21 protein-coding genes and 1 pseudogene are annotated in these 21,878 nt (G+C 56.9%); 9 read left to right on the top strand and 13 right to left on the bottom strand.

From position 1 onward, the window contains the following. Positions 1-5 precede the first annotated feature (5 nt). From AC2FLE_RS03400 to AC2FLE_RS03385, 4 genes are all read right to left on the bottom strand, one after another. Entirely contained in the window at positions 6-1,280 is a 1,275-nt protein-coding gene (locus tag AC2FLE_RS03400) for an ABC transporter permease (protein WP_271946783.1), read from the bottom strand. Between the two features lie 70 nt (positions 1,281-1,350). Beyond that, complete coding sequence (locus AC2FLE_RS03395; protein ID WP_142634172.1) at positions 1,351-2,439, bottom strand: extracellular solute-binding protein; 1,089 nt, start codon at positions 2,437-2,439, stop codon at positions 1,351-1,353. Positions 2,440-2,539: 100 nt separating this feature from the next. Further along, entirely contained in the window at positions 2,540-3,631 is a 1,092-nt protein-coding gene (locus AC2FLE_RS03390) for an ABC transporter ATP-binding protein (RefSeq protein WP_496690647.1), read from the bottom strand. 576 nt (positions 3,632-4,207) lie between these two features. Next, the gene (locus tag AC2FLE_RS03385) at positions 4,208-5,251 is read right to left on the bottom strand and encodes a pyridoxal-phosphate dependent enzyme (RefSeq protein ID WP_496695247.1); all 1,044 of its coding nucleotides are present in this window, start codon (positions 5,249-5,251) and stop codon (positions 4,208-4,210) included. Positions 5,252-5,337: 86 nt separating this feature from the next. Here AC2FLE_RS03385 and AC2FLE_RS03380 point away from each other — a divergent pair, with 86 nt between their 5' ends. The 3 genes and pseudogenes from AC2FLE_RS03380 (at position 5,338) to argE (ending at position 7,008) form a co-directional block, all read left to right on the top strand. Continuing rightward, complete coding sequence (locus tag AC2FLE_RS03380) at positions 5,338-5,538, top strand: aminopeptidase P family N-terminal domain-containing protein (protein WP_465160558.1); 201 nt, start codon at positions 5,338-5,340, stop codon at positions 5,536-5,538. Positions 5,539-5,608: 70 nt separating this feature from the next. Beyond that, a pseudogene (locus tag AC2FLE_RS03375) lies at positions 5,609-5,854 on the top strand (ectoine hydrolase DoeA); the annotation flags it as partial. Continuing rightward, the gene (gene argE / locus AC2FLE_RS03370; RefSeq protein WP_496695245.1) at positions 5,851-7,008 is read left to right on the top strand and encodes an acetylornithine deacetylase; all 1,158 of its coding nucleotides are present in this window, start codon (positions 5,851-5,853) and stop codon (positions 7,006-7,008) included. The pseudogene AC2FLE_RS03375 and the gene argE, both read left to right, overlap by 4 nt. Here argE and AC2FLE_RS03365 read toward each other — a convergent pair. From AC2FLE_RS03365 to AC2FLE_RS03340, 6 genes are read right to left on the bottom strand one after another with little or no spacing between them, the layout of a single operon-like run. Further along, entirely contained in the window at positions 7,005-7,871 is an 867-nt protein-coding gene (locus AC2FLE_RS03365; protein ID WP_496695243.1) for an urea carboxylase-associated family protein, read from the bottom strand. The genes argE and AC2FLE_RS03365 overlap by 4 nt on opposite strands. A gap of 32 nt (positions 7,872-7,903) precedes the next feature. Next, complete coding sequence (locus tag AC2FLE_RS03360) at positions 7,904-9,382, bottom strand: aldehyde dehydrogenase (RefSeq protein ID WP_496695241.1); 1,479 nt, start codon at positions 9,380-9,382, stop codon at positions 7,904-7,906. Positions 9,383-9,390: 8 nt separating this feature from the next. Beyond that, complete coding sequence (locus AC2FLE_RS03355; RefSeq protein WP_496695239.1) at positions 9,391-10,425, bottom strand: LLM class flavin-dependent oxidoreductase; 1,035 nt, start codon at positions 10,423-10,425, stop codon at positions 9,391-9,393. Between the two features lie 12 nt (positions 10,426-10,437). Then, positions 10,438-11,346: a flavin reductase family protein gene (locus tag AC2FLE_RS03350; RefSeq protein WP_496695237.1), complete on the bottom strand. Its 909-nt coding sequence runs from the start codon at positions 11,344-11,346 to the stop codon at positions 10,438-10,440. After that, positions 11,343-12,122: an alpha/beta fold hydrolase gene (locus AC2FLE_RS03345; RefSeq protein WP_496695235.1), complete on the bottom strand. Its 780-nt coding sequence runs from the start codon at positions 12,120-12,122 to the stop codon at positions 11,343-11,345. Before AC2FLE_RS03345 ends, AC2FLE_RS03350 begins: the two co-directional genes overlap by 4 nt. Beyond that, entirely contained in the window at positions 12,094-12,693 is a 600-nt protein-coding gene (locus tag AC2FLE_RS03340) for an amino acid synthesis family protein (protein ID WP_142634190.1), read from the bottom strand. The genes AC2FLE_RS03345 and AC2FLE_RS03340 overlap by 29 nt, the downstream gene beginning before the upstream one ends. A gap of 108 nt (positions 12,694-12,801) precedes the next feature. Between AC2FLE_RS03340 and AC2FLE_RS03335 the strand changes: the two genes are divergently transcribed. The 5 genes from AC2FLE_RS03335 to AC2FLE_RS03315 all read left to right on the top strand — a co-directional run bounded on the left by AC2FLE_RS03335 (position 12,802) and on the right by AC2FLE_RS03315 (position 18,783). Continuing rightward, positions 12,802-13,650 carry a LysR family transcriptional regulator gene (locus AC2FLE_RS03335; RefSeq protein ID WP_496695233.1) on the top strand — a complete coding sequence of 283 codons (849 nt, stop codon included), beginning with the start codon at positions 12,802-12,804 and terminating at the stop codon, positions 13,648-13,650. A gap of 85 nt (positions 13,651-13,735) precedes the next feature. After that, entirely contained in the window at positions 13,736-14,986 is a 1,251-nt protein-coding gene (locus AC2FLE_RS03330; protein ID WP_496695231.1) for a sarcosine oxidase subunit beta family protein, read from the top strand. 14 nt (positions 14,987-15,000) lie between these two features. Further along, on the top strand, positions 15,001-15,288 hold the full coding sequence (locus AC2FLE_RS03325) for a sarcosine oxidase subunit delta (protein ID WP_496690657.1): 288 nt from the start codon (positions 15,001-15,003) through the stop codon (positions 15,286-15,288). Next, positions 15,285-18,230: a sarcosine oxidase subunit alpha family protein gene (locus AC2FLE_RS03320; RefSeq protein ID WP_496695229.1), complete on the top strand. Its 2,946-nt coding sequence runs from the start codon at positions 15,285-15,287 to the stop codon at positions 18,228-18,230. Before AC2FLE_RS03325 ends, AC2FLE_RS03320 begins: the two co-directional genes overlap by 4 nt. Beyond that, positions 18,223-18,783 (top strand): sarcosine oxidase subunit gamma, encoded by a 561-nt coding sequence (locus AC2FLE_RS03315; RefSeq protein WP_496695227.1) that lies wholly within the window; start codon positions 18,223-18,225, stop codon positions 18,781-18,783. The genes AC2FLE_RS03320 and AC2FLE_RS03315 overlap by 8 nt, the downstream gene beginning before the upstream one ends. Before the next feature lie 7 nt (positions 18,784-18,790). Here AC2FLE_RS03315 and AC2FLE_RS03310 read toward each other — a convergent pair whose 3' ends face one another. Continuing rightward, positions 18,791-19,795: a GlxA family transcriptional regulator gene (locus AC2FLE_RS03310; RefSeq protein ID WP_496695225.1), complete on the bottom strand. Its 1,005-nt coding sequence runs from the start codon at positions 19,793-19,795 to the stop codon at positions 18,791-18,793. Positions 19,796-19,838: 43 nt separating this feature from the next. After that, complete coding sequence (locus tag AC2FLE_RS03305) at positions 19,839-20,087, bottom strand: hypothetical protein (RefSeq protein WP_496695224.1); 249 nt, start codon at positions 20,085-20,087, stop codon at positions 19,839-19,841. Positions 20,088-20,298: 211 nt separating this feature from the next. Here AC2FLE_RS03305 and AC2FLE_RS03300 point away from each other — a divergent pair, with 211 nt between their 5' ends. Further along, positions 20,299-21,177 (top strand): LysR family transcriptional regulator, encoded by an 879-nt coding sequence (locus AC2FLE_RS03300; RefSeq protein WP_496695222.1) that lies wholly within the window; start codon positions 20,299-20,301, stop codon positions 21,175-21,177. Positions 21,178-21,180: 3 nt separating this feature from the next. Here AC2FLE_RS03300 and AC2FLE_RS03295 read toward each other — a convergent pair whose 3' ends face one another. Further along, positions 21,181-21,858 carry a YrbL family protein gene (locus AC2FLE_RS03295; protein ID WP_496695220.1) on the bottom strand — a complete coding sequence of 226 codons (678 nt, stop codon included), beginning with the start codon at positions 21,856-21,858 and terminating at the stop codon, positions 21,181-21,183. Positions 21,859-21,878 lie beyond the last annotated feature (20 nt).

Here is a 21,878-nt window from a genome sequence, read left to right as displayed (position 1 = left end):
GTCGATTATCCCAACTTCACGTTATCAATGCCCACGATCTTGTCGTAGACCCAGTAGAGCAGCATGACGACACCCAGCAGGATCGTACCCAAGGCCGCAGCCAGTCCCCAGTTCAGCGAGGACGAGATGTGATAGGCGATCCGGTTCGAGATGAAGACACCCTTTGTGCCGCCAACGATTTCAGGCGTGATGTAGTATCCGATCGACAGAATGAATACGAGGATCGAGCCCGCTCCGATACCCGGAATGGATTGTGGGAAGTAGATGCGCCAGAACGTCGTCCAGTTGGTCGCGCCCATTGATTTCGCCGCGCGCGTGTAAGTCACCGGGATCGTCTGCATCACTGAATACATCGGCAGGATCATGAACGGCAGCAGGATATGCGTCATCGCAATGATCGTGCCGATCTGGTTATTGATGATCACCAGTCGTGCATCATCGGCCACAAGTCCAAGCCAGACCAATGTTTCATTAATCACGCCCTGCTGTTGCAACATCACTTTCCACGCCGAGGTCCGCACCAGAAGTGAGGTCCAGAAAGGCAAGAGGACAAGGATCATCAGCAGGTTCGACACCCGCATCGGTAGGGTCGCCAGCAGGTAGCTAACCGGATAGGCCAGCAGGATACAGGACACTGTAATCACCAGCGACATGAACAATGTGCGGCCAAACAGCTTGATCAGAATCTGCTTGTCTTCAGGCTGCGACTGCGCGCCTTCGGGCGTGCGGCGCATATCGACCGCGTTCAGGAAATAACCATTGGTAACCGTTGGCGAATGGGTCTTGATCACGGCCCACGTCTTAGGATCACCCCAGCCCTCGTGAATCTCGATGATCTGTTCCTTAAAGGGTCCATCGGTTTCAGGGTCAAGCTTGCCCATTTTCCGGCCAGAGCGGCGGAACAAAGAAGACATGCCAGTCTCCTCGTAGTTCAGACGCGAGCCAAGGCGGGTGTGGGTTTTGCTATCAACGGCAACGACCATGTCGCGAACGAATGCGTCGTATACTGCTTCGTCCGGAAGCTCACCGCTTTGGGCGTCCCAGCTTTGCAGGGCTTCCACCGTAAGCGGGAGGGTCTCTGAAACCATGCTGTTTTCAACCGAGCGGAACAGCATTGAAGCAATCGGCACGATAAAGGAAAACATGACAAATAGCAGAAGCGGAGCGACGAGCATCAATGCTCGTAACTTCTGCCGCCGCAGTGAACGTGCCAGCGATTGCTTAAGCGGCGTTCCGTCCGCTGCCAGCATCGGCCCCGCATTTTGGCTTGCGTCAGTCATCTGTGCCCCTTGACTCTGCTTGGGTCTGGGGGCGGCGCACCGCCCCCGACTGTTTCATGAAATCAAACGATTATTTCGCAAGCCAAGCCTGGAATTTCGCTTCGATGTCATCGCGGTAATCCGCCCAGAACTCGTAGTTATACAGGAACGTGTTCTTGGCGTTTTCCGGATCGGTCGGCATGTGCGGCGCCATGTCGATGCCAAGCTCGGCATGCTGACCAACCAGCGGAGCCGACGAGGCACGGGCCGGACCGTACGAGATGTACTTGGCCTGATCCGCCAGACGCTGCGTGTCCGTTGCGAACATGATGTAGTCCAGCGCACGCTGCTGACGCTCTTCGCTCAGACCGGCGGGGATGATCCAGCCATCCAGGTCAAAGATCTGCGCGTCCCACAGCATGGCAACGGGCTGCTTCTGCTCTTCGATCACGCTGAACAGACGGCCGTTATAGGTCGAGCCCATGATGATCTCGCCATCGGCCAGAAGCTGCGGCGTGTCGGCACCCGCGGACCACCAGACGACGTTGTCCTTGATGGTTCCCAGTTTCGCCAACGCCTGATCCTGACCTTCAGGGGTCGCCAGAACGTCATAAACGTCATCTTTGGCGACGCCATCACAGATCAGCGCCCATTCCATGTTGTTGATGGCGCGCTTTTCCAGTGAACGCTTGCCCGGATAGGCCTCCAGATCAAATACGGCGCAAACATCAGTCGGAGGTGTGTCACCTACCAGGTCCGTACGATAGCCGAATGTAGTCGAATACACGATCTGCGGGATAAAGCATTCGCTGACCAGCAGGTCACCGAAATCATCGGCAGCCGAGGTGCCGTCGGGCGCCGGGGCCAGCATTGTGTCTGGGTCGATCTCCATCGCCAGACCTTCGTCACACAGACGAATTGCGTCCGCAGCAACAACATCCACTACGTCCCAGGTGATGTTGCCCGCTTCGTTCATCGCGCGCAGCTTGGCAACCGCTTCGGCCGAGCTGTCATCGTTAAGGATAGTGATGCCGCTCTTTTCAGAATAGGGCTCGTGATAAGCTTTCAGCTGTGACTTGGAATAGGCGCCGCCCCACGAGACAATCGTCATCTCCTCGGCCATGGCGCCTCCGGCCACGGCAACAATGGCGCTTGCCATCAAAGTGGTCTTAACTTTCATTGTTAACTCCCTGTTATACCCGTAAATTTCTGAACAGACCGGATCACGGGGCAACCCGGCCGCCATTTACCCCCAGCGATCCACCAGGGGACGTTCTGCATCAGGCGTCAAGTGCCCGGCAATCATGGGCCAACCAACCGATTTCAACTTCCTGGCCGGGCGACAACCGAATCGCGTCAGGGGCGTTTCGGGTCTTGATGATAAAGTCTTCATTACCCGCCACGGACAGGCGGAACCGGAAGACATCACCCATATAGATGAATTCTTTGACAGTCGCCTTGAGCGTATGCGCATCAGCATGCAGGCGATCTTTGTTGAATTCGACCCGCTCGGGACGGATTGAAACCTTGGTCCGTTCACCGGCTGCAGTGACATTGACCGGTTTGGCGTCGATTTCTGATCCATCATCCAGTGCAACCACGCACGAGTCGCCGTCGATTGACTTAACAACGCCTTCCAAGGTGTTGTTTTCACCAATGAACTGGGCAACAAAGCTATTTTCGGGCTCTTCATAGAGCAGATCCGGCGGCGCAAGCTGCTGGATGCGTCCGTCGTCGAACACGGCCACGCGATCCGACATCGTCAGCGCTTCGGTCTGGTCGTGGGTGACGTAGACCGTCGTGATCCCCAACTCATGCGCCAGACGGGTAATCTCGAACTGCATATGTTCGCGCAGCTGCTTGTCCAACGCGCCCAGTGGCTCGTCCATCAAGACCAGCTCAGGCTCGAACACCAAGGCACGGGCCAAGGCAATCCGCTGCTGCTGACCGCCGGACAGTTGCGCCGGACGGCGGCTGCCAAAGGCGCCCATCTGGACCATATCCAGCGCACGCTTCACTTTTTCTTCCCGATCGCTTTTGCCGATGTTGCGCACTTCAAGCGGGAACGAAAGGTTTTCAGCCACAGTCATATGCGGGAACAATGCATAGTTTTGGAACACCATGCCAATCCCGCGCTTATGTGGTGGAATGTTGTTGATCGGGCGTCCGTCCAACATGATTTCGCCATGAGTAGCGGTTTCAAATCCGGCCAACATCATTAGGCAAGTTGTCTTGCCTGACCCCGAGGGGCCGAGCATAGTTAGAAACTCACCCTTTGGCATCGAGAGATTAAGGTCTTTTACGACGAGTATCTCGCCGTCATAAGATTTTTGAACACGCTGAAATTCGACGAACGCTGCGTCATTTGACATTACCAACTTGGCTCCCCTGTGCGGTCTTTGCTTGCCCGGTTCATCCGGATCTCAAAGACCAGTCCACCCTATTTAAGGACATGGGGGACCAACCACGCAACCATAAATGTTACAGCTAGGCGACAAAGAACCCTGAAATTCACTTCTGCTCAACTGATATTTCGATATCTCGCCCGCAACGCAAGGCCTTGAATGGCGTAATTAATTTGCATCATTCGCCTCCATTCAATTTCCTAATCCATAAAATTATTATAATATTTTGAATGGGTTATAACCACAACCTAAACCACCACATCTCACAGCTCAGACCTCGACATCGATACTGAGTTGCTGAGAGATTTGCATGTCGAAATTCCTAGACCGATCGGAAAACGCCAAAATTATCTGGCGCAATCCAATCTAAAAACCGCGCTGTGGGGGGCAATAAATCTCATTTTGATAGGGCGGAGGTGCGGATTTGCGCACCTCCCGTTTTCAGGCGCAATCGGATTCTGCCTTTGGGGGCAGTTGCACCCTCTTAACTTGCGGCTTCCTGCGCTTATTCCGGGGCAGGATTCAGATGTTTCTTGACCTTCTTCAATCCGGCACTTCGGATAAAATGCACAGAACTTGGGCATCGCTCCCAATGTTCAGGGCCTCGCAGACATCTGCATTCATCGCTGCTGCGACGCCTGCCCCGCCCGAAGCAGTTGTCGCCAACCCAGCCTCTGCCATGGCCGGTAAATACCGCACCACGTCATCATCCGAGAGCGTCAGAAAACAGTCTGCATCCCGCGCCAGACCATTCAGCGCGATCAGCGAGGGTTCTTTACAGTCCAGCCGCCCCATGATGCTGTCAGGCCCATCCGCAAAGACGCAGGTACCTGCTTCGATACTGGCTTGCAACGCAGGGGCCGCTTCGGGTTCCACGACAATGATCTTGGGTCCATCCCCCCAGGCATGGCGCGCATAAGCTGCAACCGCCCCTGCCAGCCCACCTACTCCGGCCTGCAAAATGATATGCGTGGGCGCATTTGGGCATTGGCGCACCGCTTCTGCAGCCATCTGCAGATATCCCTCCATCAGGGTGTGCGGCAGCTCGTAATACCCGTCCCACGAACTGTCAGATAGCAATGTCCAACCGTTAGCCTGCGCCGCTTTGCTAGCAGCCTCCATACTGGCGGCATAATCCGTGCCTTGACGAACGACCCTGGCTTTTTGCGCACGAAGGCGTTCCGCGAAACTTTCAGGTACGGTTTCGGCGATATAGACCACTGCATCAGCCCCAAATATCCGTGCACCTGCTGCTACACTCATCCCGTGGTTACCCGCGCTAGCGGTGACATAGGTTTTCCCGCGTAAAGTAGACTTATCCGGTGTCTGCGCCAGATCAGCAGCGTGACGGGCGATGACATAGGCAGCCCCCAAAGCCTTGAATGACCCGAGGTTCATGCGCCCACGCTCATCTTTGACCCATAGATCGGCGACATTGGCCAAATCCTTGGCTTCAACCAGATTGGTTTCCGCTGCTGCAGGGCAAACTGTTAACAAATCAGCTACGCGAGCCGCGTTTATCGAAGGAAATGGAGCATTAGGAATCAATTTTTCCTTGCCGCGGTGCGGGTTTGAACTGAGTTTCAACAGTATTTCCTTCCTGAGTTGTCCATTGACGTGATCGGATTCGTAAAGTTCTGTCAACACGTCTCTAATCACGACACGAGGATCCGATGAGCCAAGTGAATCCGGCATTCATGCGGGGGGAATTTGACCGTCGGCTGTCCAAAACACGAAAAGCCGTGACCGAGGTCGGGCTGGACGCGCTGTTCTTCGAAGATCCTTCGAACATGACGTGGCTAACCGGATACGAGGGGTGGTCGTTCTACGTCCATCAAGGCGTTTTGGTCTTTCATGACGCAGACCCGATCTAGTGGGGACGCAATCAGGATACGAATGGGGAACGACGTACAGTGTGGATGCCTGATTGTCAGATACGTCCACATTGAAAGCCGCGCGTGCTGCGGCTATCCAGTAGGTCTGAGCTATCTCCCGGACTGGGGTGAGCGCACGGTATCTCTGCGTCCCGAGGATGAGACAATCCTGGAACCTGGCAAGACGTTTCACTTTATGCCTGGCCTCTGGTTGAATGACTGGGGGTTAGAGATCACCGTGTCGATCCTGATCACCGATACCGGTCCTGCCGAATGTTTCTGTAACCGCCCAAGAAAGCTGTTTGTAAAGCCATGACCCTGCAAAGAACCCAAGATATCCTCGCCGATCTGATCGCGTTTGAAACGGTATCTGCAGACAGCAATCTTCAGATCATCAGCTATCTAAGGGACAGGTTGCAGGCCTTGGGTGCACGCTGCATCGAAACCCGAAATGATACTGGCACCAAGGCCAATGTATTTGCTTCCTTAGGCCCAGACATTCCCGGCGGCATCCTGTTATCCGGCCACACGGACGTAGTTCCCGTCGCGGATCAGAACTGGACATCAGACCCGTTTTTGATGACCGAGAAAGATGGCAGGCTTTACGGACGTGGCACCTGTGACATGAAGGGCTTCATCGCCGCCGCACTTGCACTTGCCGAAACGCTGGATGCCAGAAAACTGACCCAACCGCTGCACTTTGCCTTCACCTATGATGAAGAAACCGGATGTTTGGGCGCGCAGAACATGGTGAACGATCTTTCCGAACGAGGAATAGTGCCAGATATCGCAATAATCGGTGAGCCCACCGAAATGTGCCTGATCGAAGGGCATAAGGGGTGCTATGAATACACGACACGATTTGTCGGGCTCGAAGGACACAGCTCGGCCCCGGATGATGGGGTTAATGCTGCGGAATACGCGGCACGCTATGTAGGAAAACTTCTGGAACTGCGCCAGATATTGAAATCCCGCGCGCCAACAAGCAGCCCCTTCGAGCCACCCTGGACCACTATAAACGTGGGGTTCTTCAATAGCGGCGTCGCCCATAACGTCATTGCCAGCAAAGCCGATGTCGGCTGGGAAATGCGCCCGGTTCAGGCCAGCGATGCGGATTTCGTCAAGCAAACCCTGACTGACTATGTGACGCACAGCCTGCTGCCCGAAATGCAGGCCGTCCATAGTGAAGCCAACATCACGCAGGATATCACGGCCGAGGTTGCAGGCCTTGAGCCCATGGAAGAAAACGCCGCCCGCAAACTGGTTGCCGAGCTGACCGGGGCGAACGGAACAGGTGTTGTGTCATTCGCCACTGAAGCTGGCCTGTTTCAGCAGCTTGGCACCCACGCGATTGTCTGCGGTCCCGGCTCGATCACACAGGCCCATAAAGCAGATGAGTACGTCGAGATCGAACAGCTCGACCTATGCTGTCGGATGCTGGACCGGCTTGGGCAACGCCTAACCTCTTAACCTGCTCCATGGGTGCGATCATAAGCAGATCGCTTGGGCTGAATATGCGCGTTTCGGATGTCTTCACCGGGGTCATAGGCTTCCATAACCAATGGATAACAGGCGGCTGCGTCCGAGGAATGCTCGGACGAGCAATCGCCCCCGGGACAAGCTGAAAGGCCGACGATCAGGTCAATCTCAGCGTAGAATTCCAGATAATCACCCGGACGCACCGGGCTTGCCTTCATGAAGTATTGGCCTGTGTCCTGCGTAAATCCGGTGCACATGAAGACGTTCAACACGTCGTGGACGTGCATTTCGGCCTCATGCAGCGGCAGGCCACAATGGCTGGCCAATGCCCGTGTCAGGTTGGAATGGCAGCAATAATGGTAGTCATCGCCAGACAGCAATCGCCCGGTATAGGGGTCACAGCGGGTCCCGATCACGTCATGCACCGATCCGCCGAATGCATCGAACCCATACCAATCCAGAGTATCCGTAACGATGGTCGCCATGGGCCGCATATTCGGAAAACTTGACCACATCCGATCCCCGGTCGACAGATGCGTGCCATGCAGCGCGCGGGTTTTGCCGGAATAGAACCGTTCGGTCAGGTCGTGCTTGTACCACATGTTCAGATCACCGACCTGCGCGCCATCGACCGACACCACCCGAATAAAGGCCCCCGCGGGCACTTCAATACAGGCCGCATCACGCGGGGCTGCTATGACTTCGGCGGTTTTCACCGCGCGCTGCCTCAGGTCGGTCAACGCAGCCAGATCAGGTTGCGGTATCGTTTCGGGCGGATAGCAAATGACCGGAGCGATCGCCCTCCGGTCATTTGCGTCTGCCGGAGGTTCAAAATTCGGATGTTTCAATTTCATGACCGCGCTCCGATATCTGTCTGACAACAGACCTAGCGCATCACAAACGGGTTCGCCATCGGCTCTTGCGAGGTGCTGATCCAGGTGGTCTTGGTCCGGGTGTAATCCAGGATCGCCTCAACCCCGGCTTCACGGCCATACCCTGATTGATTGAATCCGCCAAACGGCGCGATAGGAGAGATCGCGCGATAGGTATTAACCCAACAAATCCCAGACTTGATCCGCTTGGACACCCGATGCGCCCGCGCCAGGTTCTGCGTGAACACACCTGAACCCAACCCAAAGACTGTGCTGTTGGCCAATGCGATGGCCTCTTCTTCGGTTTCGAAGGGCAGCAGAGACATAACCGGGCCAAACATCTCAACTTTCAACGTCTCGGTCTCGGGCGATATGCACTCGACCAGTGTTGGGTTCATGTAATTGCCGGGCCGATCCGCAGGTTGCCCGCCGAAATGGACCACGGCCCCCTGCTCCGCTGACTTGGCCAGGGTCTCTTCGATCTTGTTCACTTGCGCCATGGTACATAGCGGTCCGACATGGGTACCGGCCTCCAGCGGGTCACCCAAAACGATTGCACCCGCCTTTTCTTTGATGCGGCCGATCAGATCTTGCAGAACGGATCGCTGCACCAGCCCGCGCGTGCCCGCAACGCAACTTTGCCCCGACGCGCCAAAGTTTCCGGCGATCAGGCCATTTGCGGCCCCATCCAGATCCGCGTCTTCAAAAACAAGTATCGGCGATTTGCCACCAAGCTCCAGCGAAGTGACGGCGAAGTTTTCGGCAGAGTTTCTGACCACATGGCGCGCAGTCTCGGGGCCTCCGGTAAAGGCGATGCGATCCAGATCGGGATGGCGGGTCAGTGGAATTGCGCAGTTTTCCGCATCCCCGGTGATAACCGAGACGACCCCCGCAGGGAATCCGGCCTGTTCGATCAAACGCGCGAATTCCAGCATCGGGGCGGGTGCGATTTCGGATGCCTTCAACACGACGGTACAGCCAGCTGCAAGCGCCGGGCCCAGTTTGGTCGCCGTCAGGAACATTTGCGCATTCCACGGCACAATCGCCGCGACAACACCGATAGGTTCGCGCGTGGTAAACACATGCATATCCGGCTTGTCGATGGGCAGAACCGTCCCTTCAACCTTATCCGCAAGCCCCGCGAAATAGCGGTAATAATCTGCGACATACCCCGTTTGCGCCGAGGTTTCTGCCAGCAGTTTACCGCTGTCGGTTGTCTCAAATTCCCCAAGCCGCGCGGCGTGTTCGGCAACCAGATCGGCCAGACGATACAAAAGCTTGCCGCGCGCGGTGGCCGTCATGTCGCGCCATTGTGGATCATCAAGCGCCCGCTTGGCGGCGGCGACTGCCCTGTCCACATCCTCGGATGCTGCGCAGGAAAAGGTCGCCCAGACCTGACCGGTCGCGGGGTTGACAGATGTCATGACCTGAGACGTCGCCCCCTCGGTCCAGGCCCCATCAATGAAAAGCTGAAAATGCGGTAGGTTTCCCATAATATTCCTCACTGAAAGGCTGGCATGACGTCGTCGATGAACCGCGCCAGAGAGGCGCGTTTGCGGTCGTTCGTCATCCCACTGTCGACCCAGAACGAAAACTCATCATAGCCCAGATCTTCATAGCGTTTGATCCGGTCGATAACCTGCTGCGCTGTTCCAACTGTCAAATCACGCGCCAGCTTATCACTTGTGTACATCTGGTTGGCATCCATCTCGTCCGGGGTGATCCGTTGGATCAATCCCTGCTCGACTGGACGTTTGTTCATGAACCAGGCACCGAAATAGTTATAATACCGACGCAATTCCTGAACGCCTTGTGCAACATCATCTGCGTCCTTGCCGACATATGTGTGATGCAACAGCATGATTTTGGGGCGCGCGCCGCTATGGCTGTCGCAGGCTGCGTTGAACCGCTCTATCAGCGTTTCGATCTCTTCCATGCCCTGCCACAGCGGGGTGACCTGAATGTTGAACCCGTTATGAACGCCGAATTCATGGCTGTTTGGGTCCCGCGCTGCGATCCAGATTGGCGGGCCGTCTTCTTGATAGGGTTTCGGCGCAGATGTGGTGGCCGGGAAGGAATAGAACTCTCCCTCATGCGCGCAATCGCCCTGCCAGATTTTCGGAAGCAGAGGGGTGGCTTCGCGCATCCGTTGGCCTGCTTCCCAGGCATCCATCCCCGGCATCAGGCGCTCATATTCGTATGAATATGCGCCGCGTGCGATCCCCAGTTCGATCCGGCCTTTGGTAATCTGATCTGCCGCGGCTGCCTCTCCGGCCAATTTGATCGGATGCCAGAACGGAGCGACAACCGTACCCGTCCCCAACCGTACATTCCGGGTGTGATGGGCCAGATCGACCAGCGAGATAAAGGGGTTCGGCGCGATGGTGAACTCCATCCCGTGATGCTCACCGGTCCAGACGGCGCGCATCCCGCCCTCGTCCGCCATTTTCACCAGGCTGACGAATTCATCATACAAAACGTCATGTGGCTGGTCAGGCGACAGACGTTCCATATGGGCAAACAGGGAGAATTCCATAGACCTGCTCCTTTATCGTAAACTGTGAATGTCACCCTGCGAGGCGTCACCGAGGTAGAGAGCGAAATCCCCCTCTTTGGCTTCCATCGCATAGCGGGTCATCATGTGGCGGACACCGCCGGACACGTATTTCAGGGTCGGAAGATCATCCGTTTTGATCCATTCGGCGCCCTCAAGCGGCGTTGGTCGGGAACAGCTGGCCAGAAAATAGGTATAATGTTGCTTGGTTTCGGCATCATCGAATGAGGAATAGACCTGTTCGACCTGCACCTTTAGCCCGCGTTCGGACAGGCCCTGGGTCAACCGGTTTCGCTGTCCACCCCGCTCGACTCCGGCGATTTGAATGGGACGATAAGCTCCGTTTCTCTGCTCAAGCAAAACACTGTCATCCTTGCGGATGATCGCGCCGCAGATCGTGGGCACCATGGCGTCCACTTCCCTCTCAAGTCCAAGGCTGAAATACGACCCGCCAACATATCCAAGTCCCTGCCCGGTCGAACGCGAGAATTCGGCCACCTCACCGATCAATACGGTGTGATCTCCGGCCGGAAGGACCTGATGGGTTTTGCAGCAAAACTGCGCCAGCGCCCCGTCGATCAGGGGCAGATCATAAAGACCGTTGCTGTGCGCGACCCTCGCAAACCGATCCCCTTTATACCCGGCAAAAGTGTTCGAAATCTCTTGCTGCCCATCTGCGAGGATATTCACCGCAAACTGCGTGCAGTTGGCGAATATATCGTGGCTGGACAGGAATTTCCCCGGACACACCAACAGCAATGGCGGATCAAGCGACACCGACGAAAACGAGTTTGCGGTGAACCCAACTGGCGCGCCCTGCGGATCCCGTGCCGTCACCACGGTCACACCGGTCATAAAGCTGCCAAAGGCGTCGCGCAATGCGCGCGGGTCTATGCTGGTCACGGCTGGCAATCCCTTACAAATTCCAACAGCTGCGCGTTTACTTCGGCGGGATGAGTCATCGGCAACATATGTGCGGCACCTGCGATGATTACCGCTTGTCCCGAGGGAGCCAAACGCGCCATGTCCCGAGACATTTCAGGCGTCGAATTCGGCTCATCCGCGCCGGTCATGAACAAGGTGGGACAAGCGATACGGGCCAGTTCATCATCGGAAGGACCGTCCGTTTCGGCAAAAGCGGTATACGCGGATTTGTAGGCCGCCGTATCAACCTCGGTCAGCCAGCGCATGCAGGCCAGTCGCTCGGCGGACGAGGCTTCGCCAAACCAACGTTGCAACGTGACAGTGGGATCATTTGGCCCCGATACGTCCAAGGCCGAGGCACGTGCGACGACGGCCTTGCGCGCGGCAGCCGGACGCCGATGGATCGCATTCAATGCCGCAACGCCAAGAACGCTATCTGGCACATCCGTCGCCAGTCGGAGCGCTATCAGGGCGCCCATTGAATGGCCGATCAAGACAGCGGGCTCTGTTAGCACGGACGCCGTGCGGTGCACGTATGCCTCCAAGCCAGTCGGATGATCAAAGCTCGACTGACCATGTCCTGACATATCCGGGCACAAGACACGATACCCCGCCGCGACCAGAGCGTCGATCTGCGCACCCCACGCCTCGGCCCGCAGGCCAACCCCATGCAGCAGAATGACCAATGGCCCTTCGCCCTGATCAATCACCGCCAGGGTGCTGAGTTCAGACCGAGGCCGGGTTGTCCACGTCATGGCCCAAATCCTTGAGATCCTGATAACGGTCGCCGATCCGATGATGGGGACGGCCCGAGGTTGCACCACCCAGCACGACCACAATTTCATCCGCGCGCGGTGCGTCGGGGATTGCAAACTGCAGCGTCAGATAATGCGATCTACGCCCGGCATCATTCTTGTCCATCATGGGCACCATGATCGGAGTGTTCGCCGGACCGCGGGTATTGGTGAAGGACAGATAGGACTTGGCCCCAACCGCTTGACGATAGTAATTCCCGAAATGCAGCGTGTGGATCAGGCCCGAGGCATGTTCGACCTCGCCATCCAGCCCTACAACCGCCGCTTTGCCATAGGCTTCGATCACCTCGCCGCCACCTGCAAGCGTGACCATTCGGTCAGTCAACATTTGCCCCAGCACAGGCCCATAGGCCAGAATTTCCGGTCTCAGATCCTCGACATACCGACCAGCCCAGGGGTTCGACACAACCGCCGCAACGGCAAACATGCGCCACGGGCGTTCCGCTGCCCGAAATCCTTCAACCAGAACCTCTTCGTCGAAAGTCACTATTTTTCTGATATTTGGCTGCACTGCCGTCTCCCCAAATCTGCTTGAGGAAATATCACCGTTAGAAACATCTTTTGACAAACGAAAGAACTTGAGCCTTAGGTATTAACAACACTAATAGGTCGGTTACCGATGGCAAAAACACTCCCTCCCCTGACGTGGTTCCGGTCGTTCGAAGCAGCCGCGCGGCGGCTTAGTTCAACTGCTGCAGCGGATGAAATCGGGTTGACGCAATCCGCAGTCAGCCAACAAATCAAAGCCTTGGAAACCCGTCTGGGCGTCGTTCTGTTCCACCGCCACGCGCGCGGTCTTTCTTTGACGGATGAAGGGCGGAAGCTGCTGCCACAGGTCGAGGCAGCCTTGGATATGCTGCACTCCGCAGCCTCACCCTATTTGGCCGAAGAAAAAGCTCGCCATATCACGGTGGCTGCCTCTATCAGCATCATCGAATGGGTCATCTCGCCGGCATTACCCGAATTTCAGGCCCAGCACCCGGAAACCTCACTCCGATTTGTCAGCACGATCTGGCCTGACGAATACGCAGCATCGCGCGCCGATATTGAGGTACGCTTTGGTTCAGAAAAACAAGTCGGGAAAAATGCGAAACCGTTGAATCCCAATCGCCTTGTCCCGGTGGTGTCGCCGAATCTAAGCGGCAATTGGCTTGAACTGCCCCTGATCGAATCCGTTGGCACATCGGACAGTTGGGCGTCATGGGGTGAAATCACCGGCCAGAAACTGCGCAAGCCATCATATTTTGTGGATTCCTATGGCCTCGCCCTGCAACTTGCTGTTTCAGGCAGCGGTGTTGCGCTGGTGAATTCTATCATCGCAGAGCAAGCCCTGAAATCGGGCAAAGTCCGCCTTGCCAGCAAAGATTCCGCACCCGCCAGTGAGGGCTATTTTTTATCCGTCCTTCGCAACTCAGCCGAGGTATCGGATTTCACCGATTGGTTTTCCGGCCTTATTTCTTGTGCCTGAGGGTCTGATTCAGACACACCCATGTCGCATATGGGGATATCGCCGCGCCCGAAAATAATGAAGTTTGGAAGAAAAGGTCCGATTCATGAGATATTCCGGCTTTCGAGTTATCAAAGAGGCGCTAACCGGCCACAAAGGGTGGAAGCCGGTCTGGCGTGAACCTGAACCTAAGGCCCATTACGACATCATCGTAATCGGCGGCGGCGGGCATGGTCTGGCAACCGCGCATTACCTTTCCAAAATCTACGGCCAACGAAATGTTGCCGTAATCGAGAAAGGCTGGATCGGTGGCGGAAATGTGGGCCGAAACACAACGATCATTCGCTCGAACTACCTGCTGGATGGGAATGAGCCGTTCTATGAGTTCTCGCTGAAGCTGTGGGAAGGGCTCGAGCAGGACCTGAACTATAACGCAATGGTCAGTCAGCGCGGTATCGTCAATCTGTTCCATACAGACGGACAGCGTGACGCCTATACGCGACGTGGCAATGCGATGATCCTGAACGGGGCCGATGCCGAATTGCTGGACGCAGATCAGGTGCGGCGCGAACACCCTTATCTGAATTTCGACGACGCTCGCTTTCCGATCAAGGGCGGCCTTGTTCAACGGCGCGGCGGCACCGTGCGCCATGATGCAGTGGCCTGGGGCTATGCCCGGTCAGCCGACCTGCATGGCGTCGATATTATCCAGAACTGTGAAGTTACCGGGCTGCGGATCGAAGATGGCAAATGTCTTGGGGTCGAAACGACTAAGGGCTTTATCGGCGCCTCCAAAGTCGGATGCGCAGTTGCGGGCAGTTCGGGGCGCGTTATGGGGATGGCCGGACTGCGCCTGCCTATCGAAAGCCACGTTCTACAAGCCTTTGTATCTGAGGGGCTAAAGCCTGTCCTGCCCAGTGTCATCACCTATGGAGCGGGGCATTTTTATGTCAGTCAGTCCGACAAGGGCGGGCTGGTGTTTGGTGGCGATCTTGACGGCTATAACACCTATGCCCAACGCGGCAACTTGCCCGTGGTCGAGGATGTTTGCGAAGGTGGCATGGCATTGATGCCGATGATCGGACGCGCCCGGTTGCTGCGGATGTGGGGTGGCGTGATGGACATGTCGATGGATGGCTCTCCGATCATTGACCAAACGCCGGTCGAGGGCCTCTATTTCAACGGGGGCTGGTGCTATGGCGGGTTCAAGGCAACTCCGGCTTCGGGCTATTGCTTTGCACATCTGCTTGCGAAGGACGAACCGCACCCTGTCGCAACGGCCTATCGGTTGGACCGGTTCCGCACCGGCCGGATGATCGACGAAAAAGGCGCGGGCAATCAGCCCAACCTGCATTAAAGGGGACAGCAGACATGATAATCAACCACCCCCTTCTTGGGCCTCGCGACGCATCGGAATTCACCTATCTGGGCGACGCCGCGCTGATTGACCGCCCCGATTGGCAGGCGGAAAATGCCGCCGAGGTCTTTCACGACTATGCCTATCTGCGTGACAACCCGGCAGGCGAGCACCGTGAACTTTGGTACCACGAAACAGGTGACCGATCCTGGCTGGTAGTCACGCGCAACACGCTGACCCACGAGATTTCAAAGGTGGAACTGGCCCGCGATGTGGCCCGCGAACGGGGGCGCTCCAAATGACGCAGGTGAACCGGCTGAATGGCGGACAGATCGACCGCAATACAACGCTGAACTTCCGCTTTGACGGGCGCAGCTATACCGCCCATCCCGGCGACACTTTGGCATCTGCCCTGCTGGCCAATGATGTGCGTCTGATCGGGCGGTCTTTCAAATACCACCGTCCGCGCGGATTGCTGACCGCAGGATCCGAAGAGCCGAACGGCCTGGTCGAACTACGCTCGGGTGCCCGCAAAGAGCCCAATACCCGCGCAACAACCATCGAGATGTTCGAGGGGCTTGAGGCGCGATCACAGAACCGCTGGCCCAGCCTGAAATTCGACGCGCTGGCCGTGAATGATATGTTTTCCAACTTCCTGTCTGCGGGTTTTTACTACAAGACGTTCATGTGGCCTGCAGCCTTCTGGGAAAAGCTGTACGAGCCGATCATCCGTCGCGCAGCCGGCCTTGGATCGCTTTCGATGCAAGAGGACCCGGACGAATACGACAAGGGTTTTCGCCATTGCGATCTGCTGATCATTGGTGCCGGACCAGCCGGTCTTATGGCGGCATTGACCGCGGGTCGTGCGGGCTCGGATGTCATTCTGGCGGATGAGGATTTCGCCCTTGGCGGTCGCCTGAACAGCGAAACACTCATCATTGACGATGCTGCGGCGTCTGACTGGGCGGCGCAGGCTGTGGCCGAACTGTCCGCGCTGCCAAATGTTCGCTTGATGCCGCGCACCACAGTGATTGGCGCGTTTGACCACGGCATCTATGGCGCGGTCGAGCGTACGGGCGATCATCTGCCCAGCCTGCCCGCAGGCAAACCCCGGCAAGTCCTGTGGCGCATCTATACCCAAAAGGCGCTGCTGTGCGCAGGCGCGACCGAGCGGCCAATCGCATTCGAGAACAATGATCGCCCCGGCATCATGACAGCCAGCGCCCTGCGGACCTATGCCAACCGGTTTGGAGCAGCGGTATCGCAGCGCGTCGCGGTCTTTACCAACAATGATGACGGTCACCGCACCGCAGCTGATCTGCACGCCAAAGGTGTGAAAATCACCGCGGTGATCGATGTACGCAAGGACGCGCCAATCAGCCACGAATACGAAGTTCTACAGGGCGCTCAGGTCACAAATACCAAGGGCCGTCTGGGGCTGAGTTTTGTCGAAGTCGCCCTGCCCGATGGCTCAACCCGGACATTGGAATGTGGTGCCTTGGGCGTTTCTGGTGGGTGGAACCCGAATGTCCACATGACCTGTCATCAGCGGGGCCGCCCCACCTGGGATGAGACGCTGGCCGCCTTTGTTCCCGGCGCGGACCTGCCGGTGGGCATGTCCGTTGCCGGCGCGGCAAACGGCGATATGTCGACCCACGGCGCGCTGCGCTCTGGCGCCGAGGCCGCAATCGCCGCTTTGGACCTGACCAGTGCCAAACCCGATCTGCCCGAGGCCGAGGACGCGCCCATCGCGCAGACACCATTCTGGTACGTCCAGGGCTGCAAACGCGCCTGGCTTGACCAACAGAACGATGTGACGGTCAAGGATGTCCGTCTCAGCTATCAGGAGGGCTTCCGTTCGGTCGAGCATCTGAAACGCTATACCACGCTGGGCATGGCCACGGACCAGGGCAAGACCTCGAATATCGGCGGGCTGGCGATCATGGCCGAGCTGGCCGGTAAGTCGATCCCCGAGACCGGTACCACCATCTTCCGCCCGCCCTATACCCCCGTCCCGATTGCTACTTTCGCAGGCCGGATGAAGGGCAAAGAGTTCCACCCTACGCGCCTGACGCCCTCACATCACTGGGCCGAAGAACGCGGCGCGGTGTTTGTCGAGGTTGGAAACTGGCTTCGTGCGCAGTGGTTCCCCCTGCCCGGCGAGACCCATTGGCGCGAGAGCGTGGACCGTGAAGTGCGTCAGACGCGTGCCTCGGTCGGGGTGTGCGACTGCACGACATTGGGCAAAATCGACGTCCAGGGCACCGATGCGGCAGCGTTCCTGAACCGCGTCTATGCCAATGCTTTCGCCAAGCTGGCAGTCGGCAAAACCCGCTATGGCCTGATGCTGCGCGAAGATGGCATAGCCATGGATGACGGCACCGCCGCGCGACTGGCCGAGGATCATTTCGTCGTAACCACAACGACCGCAAATGCCGTATTGGTCTATCGCCACATGGAGTTCGTGCGCCAGTGCCTGTGCCCGGACATGGACGTGCAGTTGATTTCCACCACCGAGGGATGGGCGCAATATGCGGTCGCCGGGCCCAATTCGCGCAAGCTGTTGCAAAAGATCGTCGACCCGGAATTCGACATCTCGAATGAGGGCTTCCCTTTCATGGCCTGCGGCACCATCACCGTGTGTGGCGGCCATCGGGCGCGGCTGTTCCGGATTTCGTTCTCTGGCGAGTTGGCATTCGAAATCGCGGTTCCCTCTCGCTATGGCGACGCGCTGATGCGGCGGCTGATGACCGAGGGCGAAGAGTTCGACGTTGTCCCCTATGGCACCGAAGCACTGGGCGTCATGCGGGTCGAAAAAGGCCATGCTGCAGGCAGCGAGTTGAACGGCACCACAACCGCCCTGAGCCTGGGAATGGGCCGCATGGTGTCCAAAAAGAAGGACAGCATCGGATCAACCCTGTCGGAACGCGAGGGACTGAACCAACCCGATGCACTGATGCTGGTGGGGATCAAACCGTTGGAGCCTGAAAACAAGGTAACCGCCGGTGGCCACCTGATGAACACTGACGGCCCGGTCGATGCAGCCCATGATCAGGGCTATGTCACCTCAGCCGTCTACTCACCCATTCTGAGCAGCAATATCGGGCTGGGATTGTTGAAAAACGGCGGCGACAGGCTGGGCGAGAAAATGCGCCTTGTCTCTCCGCTGACGGACCTGACGGTCGAGGTGGAAATTGTCTCGGCCCATTTCGTTGACCCGGAAGGAGAACGTCTGCGTGGATAATCTGGTTGCGATAACCGCCCTCGGCGCGGCTGACCCTCGGGTAGACACGGTTGGGCCTGTCACCTGTTCCGAGATACCGGGCGTGGCGTTGGCATCAGTCGCGGCGCGGCTCGGTCAGGAAACAGCGGCCAAAGCCGCATTGAAGAAACTGATTTGCGCTGAGGCACCAAAGGTCCAGAGGTTTGAAGGAACCGCAATCACCGCCTTTTGGGCGGGGCCGGAGCAATGGATGGTTGAAGCACCGCATGACACGCACGAGGACCTTGCTACGCAAGTAAAATCTGCCATTGGGTCTGCGGCCTCTGTCACGGAACAGACCGATGCCTGGGTGCGTTTCGACTTGGCTGGTGCGAACATTCAAGCAGTGCTGGAGCTTTTGTGCCAGTTGGATCTGCGCATATTGACTAAGGGAACGGCGGCGCGCAGCTCGATCCACCATATTGGCTGTTTCGTGCTGTGTCGTGGTTCGGATCACTACAGCCTGTACGGTCCGCGCTCGTCCGCCAAATCTCTGCACCATGCGATCCTGACGGCGATGCGATCGGCGCTTTAGTCAGCGCCTAGACCGAGGGCAAAGGGGCGTTATCCTCAACCCGGAAACGGTTGATGCGGCGCCTGTCCTCGCTGGGGCTCAGGCCAAAAGCCGACCGGTAATGTGTTACCAAGGGCGCAACAGATCCATAGCCGACAGCGGCCGCGATCTGGGAAATGGGGTCTTTGGTATAAACCACCATCTGACGCGCCGCTTTCATCCGCATTGCGCGGTAATAATGGCTGGGGCTGTGTCCGGTTGCCTGTTTGAATGCCCGCTCGATCTGACGAGGTGTGACGCCCATTTGTTTCGCAACTTCAGCAATCGAGATCGCTTGACCTAAATTGGCGGCAAACATTTCAACGCTGCGTGAAACAAGCGGTGGAAGGCGGTCTCCCGTTTTCGGCGCTGTCGCATTGGGCACCTGCTGACGCACTGCCGCACCGCGCATCATCGGATGTTGAAACCAGCACGCAACCTCATGCGCAATGTCACCGCCCAAGCGATCGTGAACCAAATGCAGTGCCAGGTCGAACCCTGCAGCTGCACCGGCGGCGGTATAGCGCGTCACGGTGCGCACGATCACTTCGCTCCGGGCGTCCATATCGGGAAACTCGGCCTCAAATGCCGCCTCATAGCACCAGTGGACCGAGACCGGCTGACCTGCCATTGCACCGGATCGCACAAGAGGGAATACGCCACCGCTGATCCCGCCCAGAACTGTTCCGTGCCTCCCAAGACCACGCAGCAAGGCATTGCCGCTAACAGCGTTGTCAAAGACCGAAGACGGGCTGCTGAGCAGGAATAGAATGTCGATATTCCTGCAGTCCGCCAACGCGCGATCTGCTTCGAACCCAACCCCTGCGCTTGACTGAACCTTTTGGCCACGTTCAGAAACCAGCGACCATCTAAACGCTTGATGACCCGCGATTTCATTGGCCGCCCGCATGGGTTCAATCACCGATGTCAAACAAGCCATCGGAAAGCCATCAAACAGCAGAAAGCCGATATCGATTCTGTCCTGATCCGTCATAGATCCGTCCTAACAAGTTCCTGGCGGCAACCCTACACCAAGTTTATGCCCAACGGATCAGTCCAATAATGGCAGAGGTCGCGTAGAACGCCTGCAACAGCAAAAACGTCCAGCGCCGATCAATCAATGCCCATGCGGCAAACAGTGCCGACGACACCAACAGTAGGGAGAATCCAAGAATCTCAGCGCCAATATTCGAAGCAATCAGCAAGGCATAAGCCATAGCCAGAACCGATCCGGTGATCTCAAACAATGTTGTCAGGCGGCGGTTAGCTATTCTGTCTTCCGTCATCAATTACACTTACCTTTGCCGAAAGAAGAAGACTGCGTCAGCGGGCCAGATTTGCATTCCGACTGATGTTCGAAGTCTGTGATATCCTCCGGGTATAGATTGTTCATTTCGAAGCTCCGCGTACATTGTGTTCGCGATACCTAATCTGACATTTGCCTTTGCCGCAAATGAATGATTATCATTCAATGATCAAAATCTGTCATGGGATTTCATGAACGAACGTTTGGAAATAGACGCCTTGCGCGCGCTGCTCGCAATCGCGACCTATGGTGGTGTGACCCGTGCGGCCCGACATCTGGCGCTTTCGCAATCGGCAGTCAGCCATAAGATTGGCCGTTTAGAGCGCGCACTGAATTGCAAACTGCTGACTCGCCGCAAAGGTGCCCCCTTGTTCACCGAAGACGGGCTGCGTCTTTGTGAATACGCCCGTCGAATTACCACTCTGCATGACGAAGCGGTGGCCTCACTTGGTAACAGGCCGCTCACCGGCCACTTGCGGCTTGGCATGACCGAGGATGCGACAACCAGCGGGATCGCCCAAATTCTTGGACGTTTCACGCGGCTGTACCCCGATGTTCGCGTACGAACCCGCACTGGTCAAAGCCTGAATGTTCAGGATTGGTTGAAGGCCGGTGAATTAGACTTGGCGGTGATTCAGATATTTCGCAACGACGTGCAGCCCGAAGATCTGATCCTGTTTCAGGATTCCCTTCATTGGGTCAAATCACCCGACTATCGTCTGAATCTGTCAGAACCGGTTCCGTTTCTGTCCTTTGACACACAGTGTTTCTACCGAAGGTGGGGAATGGAAGACAGTCAGCAGCGGGACAACCGTTTTGACAATATCCTGGAATGTCCAAGTGCAGCAGGAATCCAGTCGGCTGTTCGATCAGGGCTGGGCATAGCGCTATTGAACGGGATGCACATTACACCTGACATGGAAGTCATCAACGATGTCTTCCCTACCCCTCCAGAGCTTGCCTATGTCGCGCGGGTTCAGATGAACAACCGCAACGCCGTGACAAAAGCGCTGATTGCGGAGATAGCAAAAGAGGTCGAACGCGCGTTTCCCTTGCGCGTAGCAGTTTAGTGGTCAGGTCTTCATTAAACCAAAGCCACTCGACATCCTCTGTCGCCGACGGTCGATTGACTTGCGAAACGCTGTTTCGCTGACCAGTGACAGCGGAAAAAGAACCCTCTCGCCAACGCCGTCAATCACGGTCAGCTTGCCGCCTCTTTCCTGCGCACGAACGATGTTTTCGAACCCCATGTCACCCACAATGATCCGGCCGCTTTCGAGATCGTCAAACAGTTCCATCAATTCAGCATGAAGACGTTCACGTCCGGCGTGATCCTTGGCCAGCGCGACGCGTTCCGAATGCAGGGTTGGCGCAAGATCTCCGTCCGGGCCGGTCAGTTTTTCCACCACTATCGCCGGGCCCGCTGATGTTGGCGCATATCCCATGAATTGCGCCAACCTCTCGATCTCGGGGCATCCACGGTTGAGCGCCGCCAGATATTCGTTTGCTTCGCGGTTCCATTGGCGCAGATTGCCATAGCGCCATTCGGCATAACGCGGCAAAAAATGGCTACGCACAGGTTCGTCCACCCGCACTTTCAGCAGCGCCCCTTCGACCTCGGGGTGCTGAAAAATCAGATAGTTGCGACTTTTTCGCAGGGGTTTGTGGTCGCTCAGGTCAATCATGTCCGGGTGTTCCAACAGGGGTTGGGGTCTGTGTCCTTGAATGCCGGACAGCCCAAGTGGGCGCATTCATAGAATTTTCTCAAACC

The sequence above is a fragment of the Ruegeria sp. CDSA077 genome (assembly GCF_059612265.1).
The sequence above is the reverse complement of the archived record's forward strand: the minus strand, read 5'-3'. Positions and strand labels throughout refer to the sequence as shown.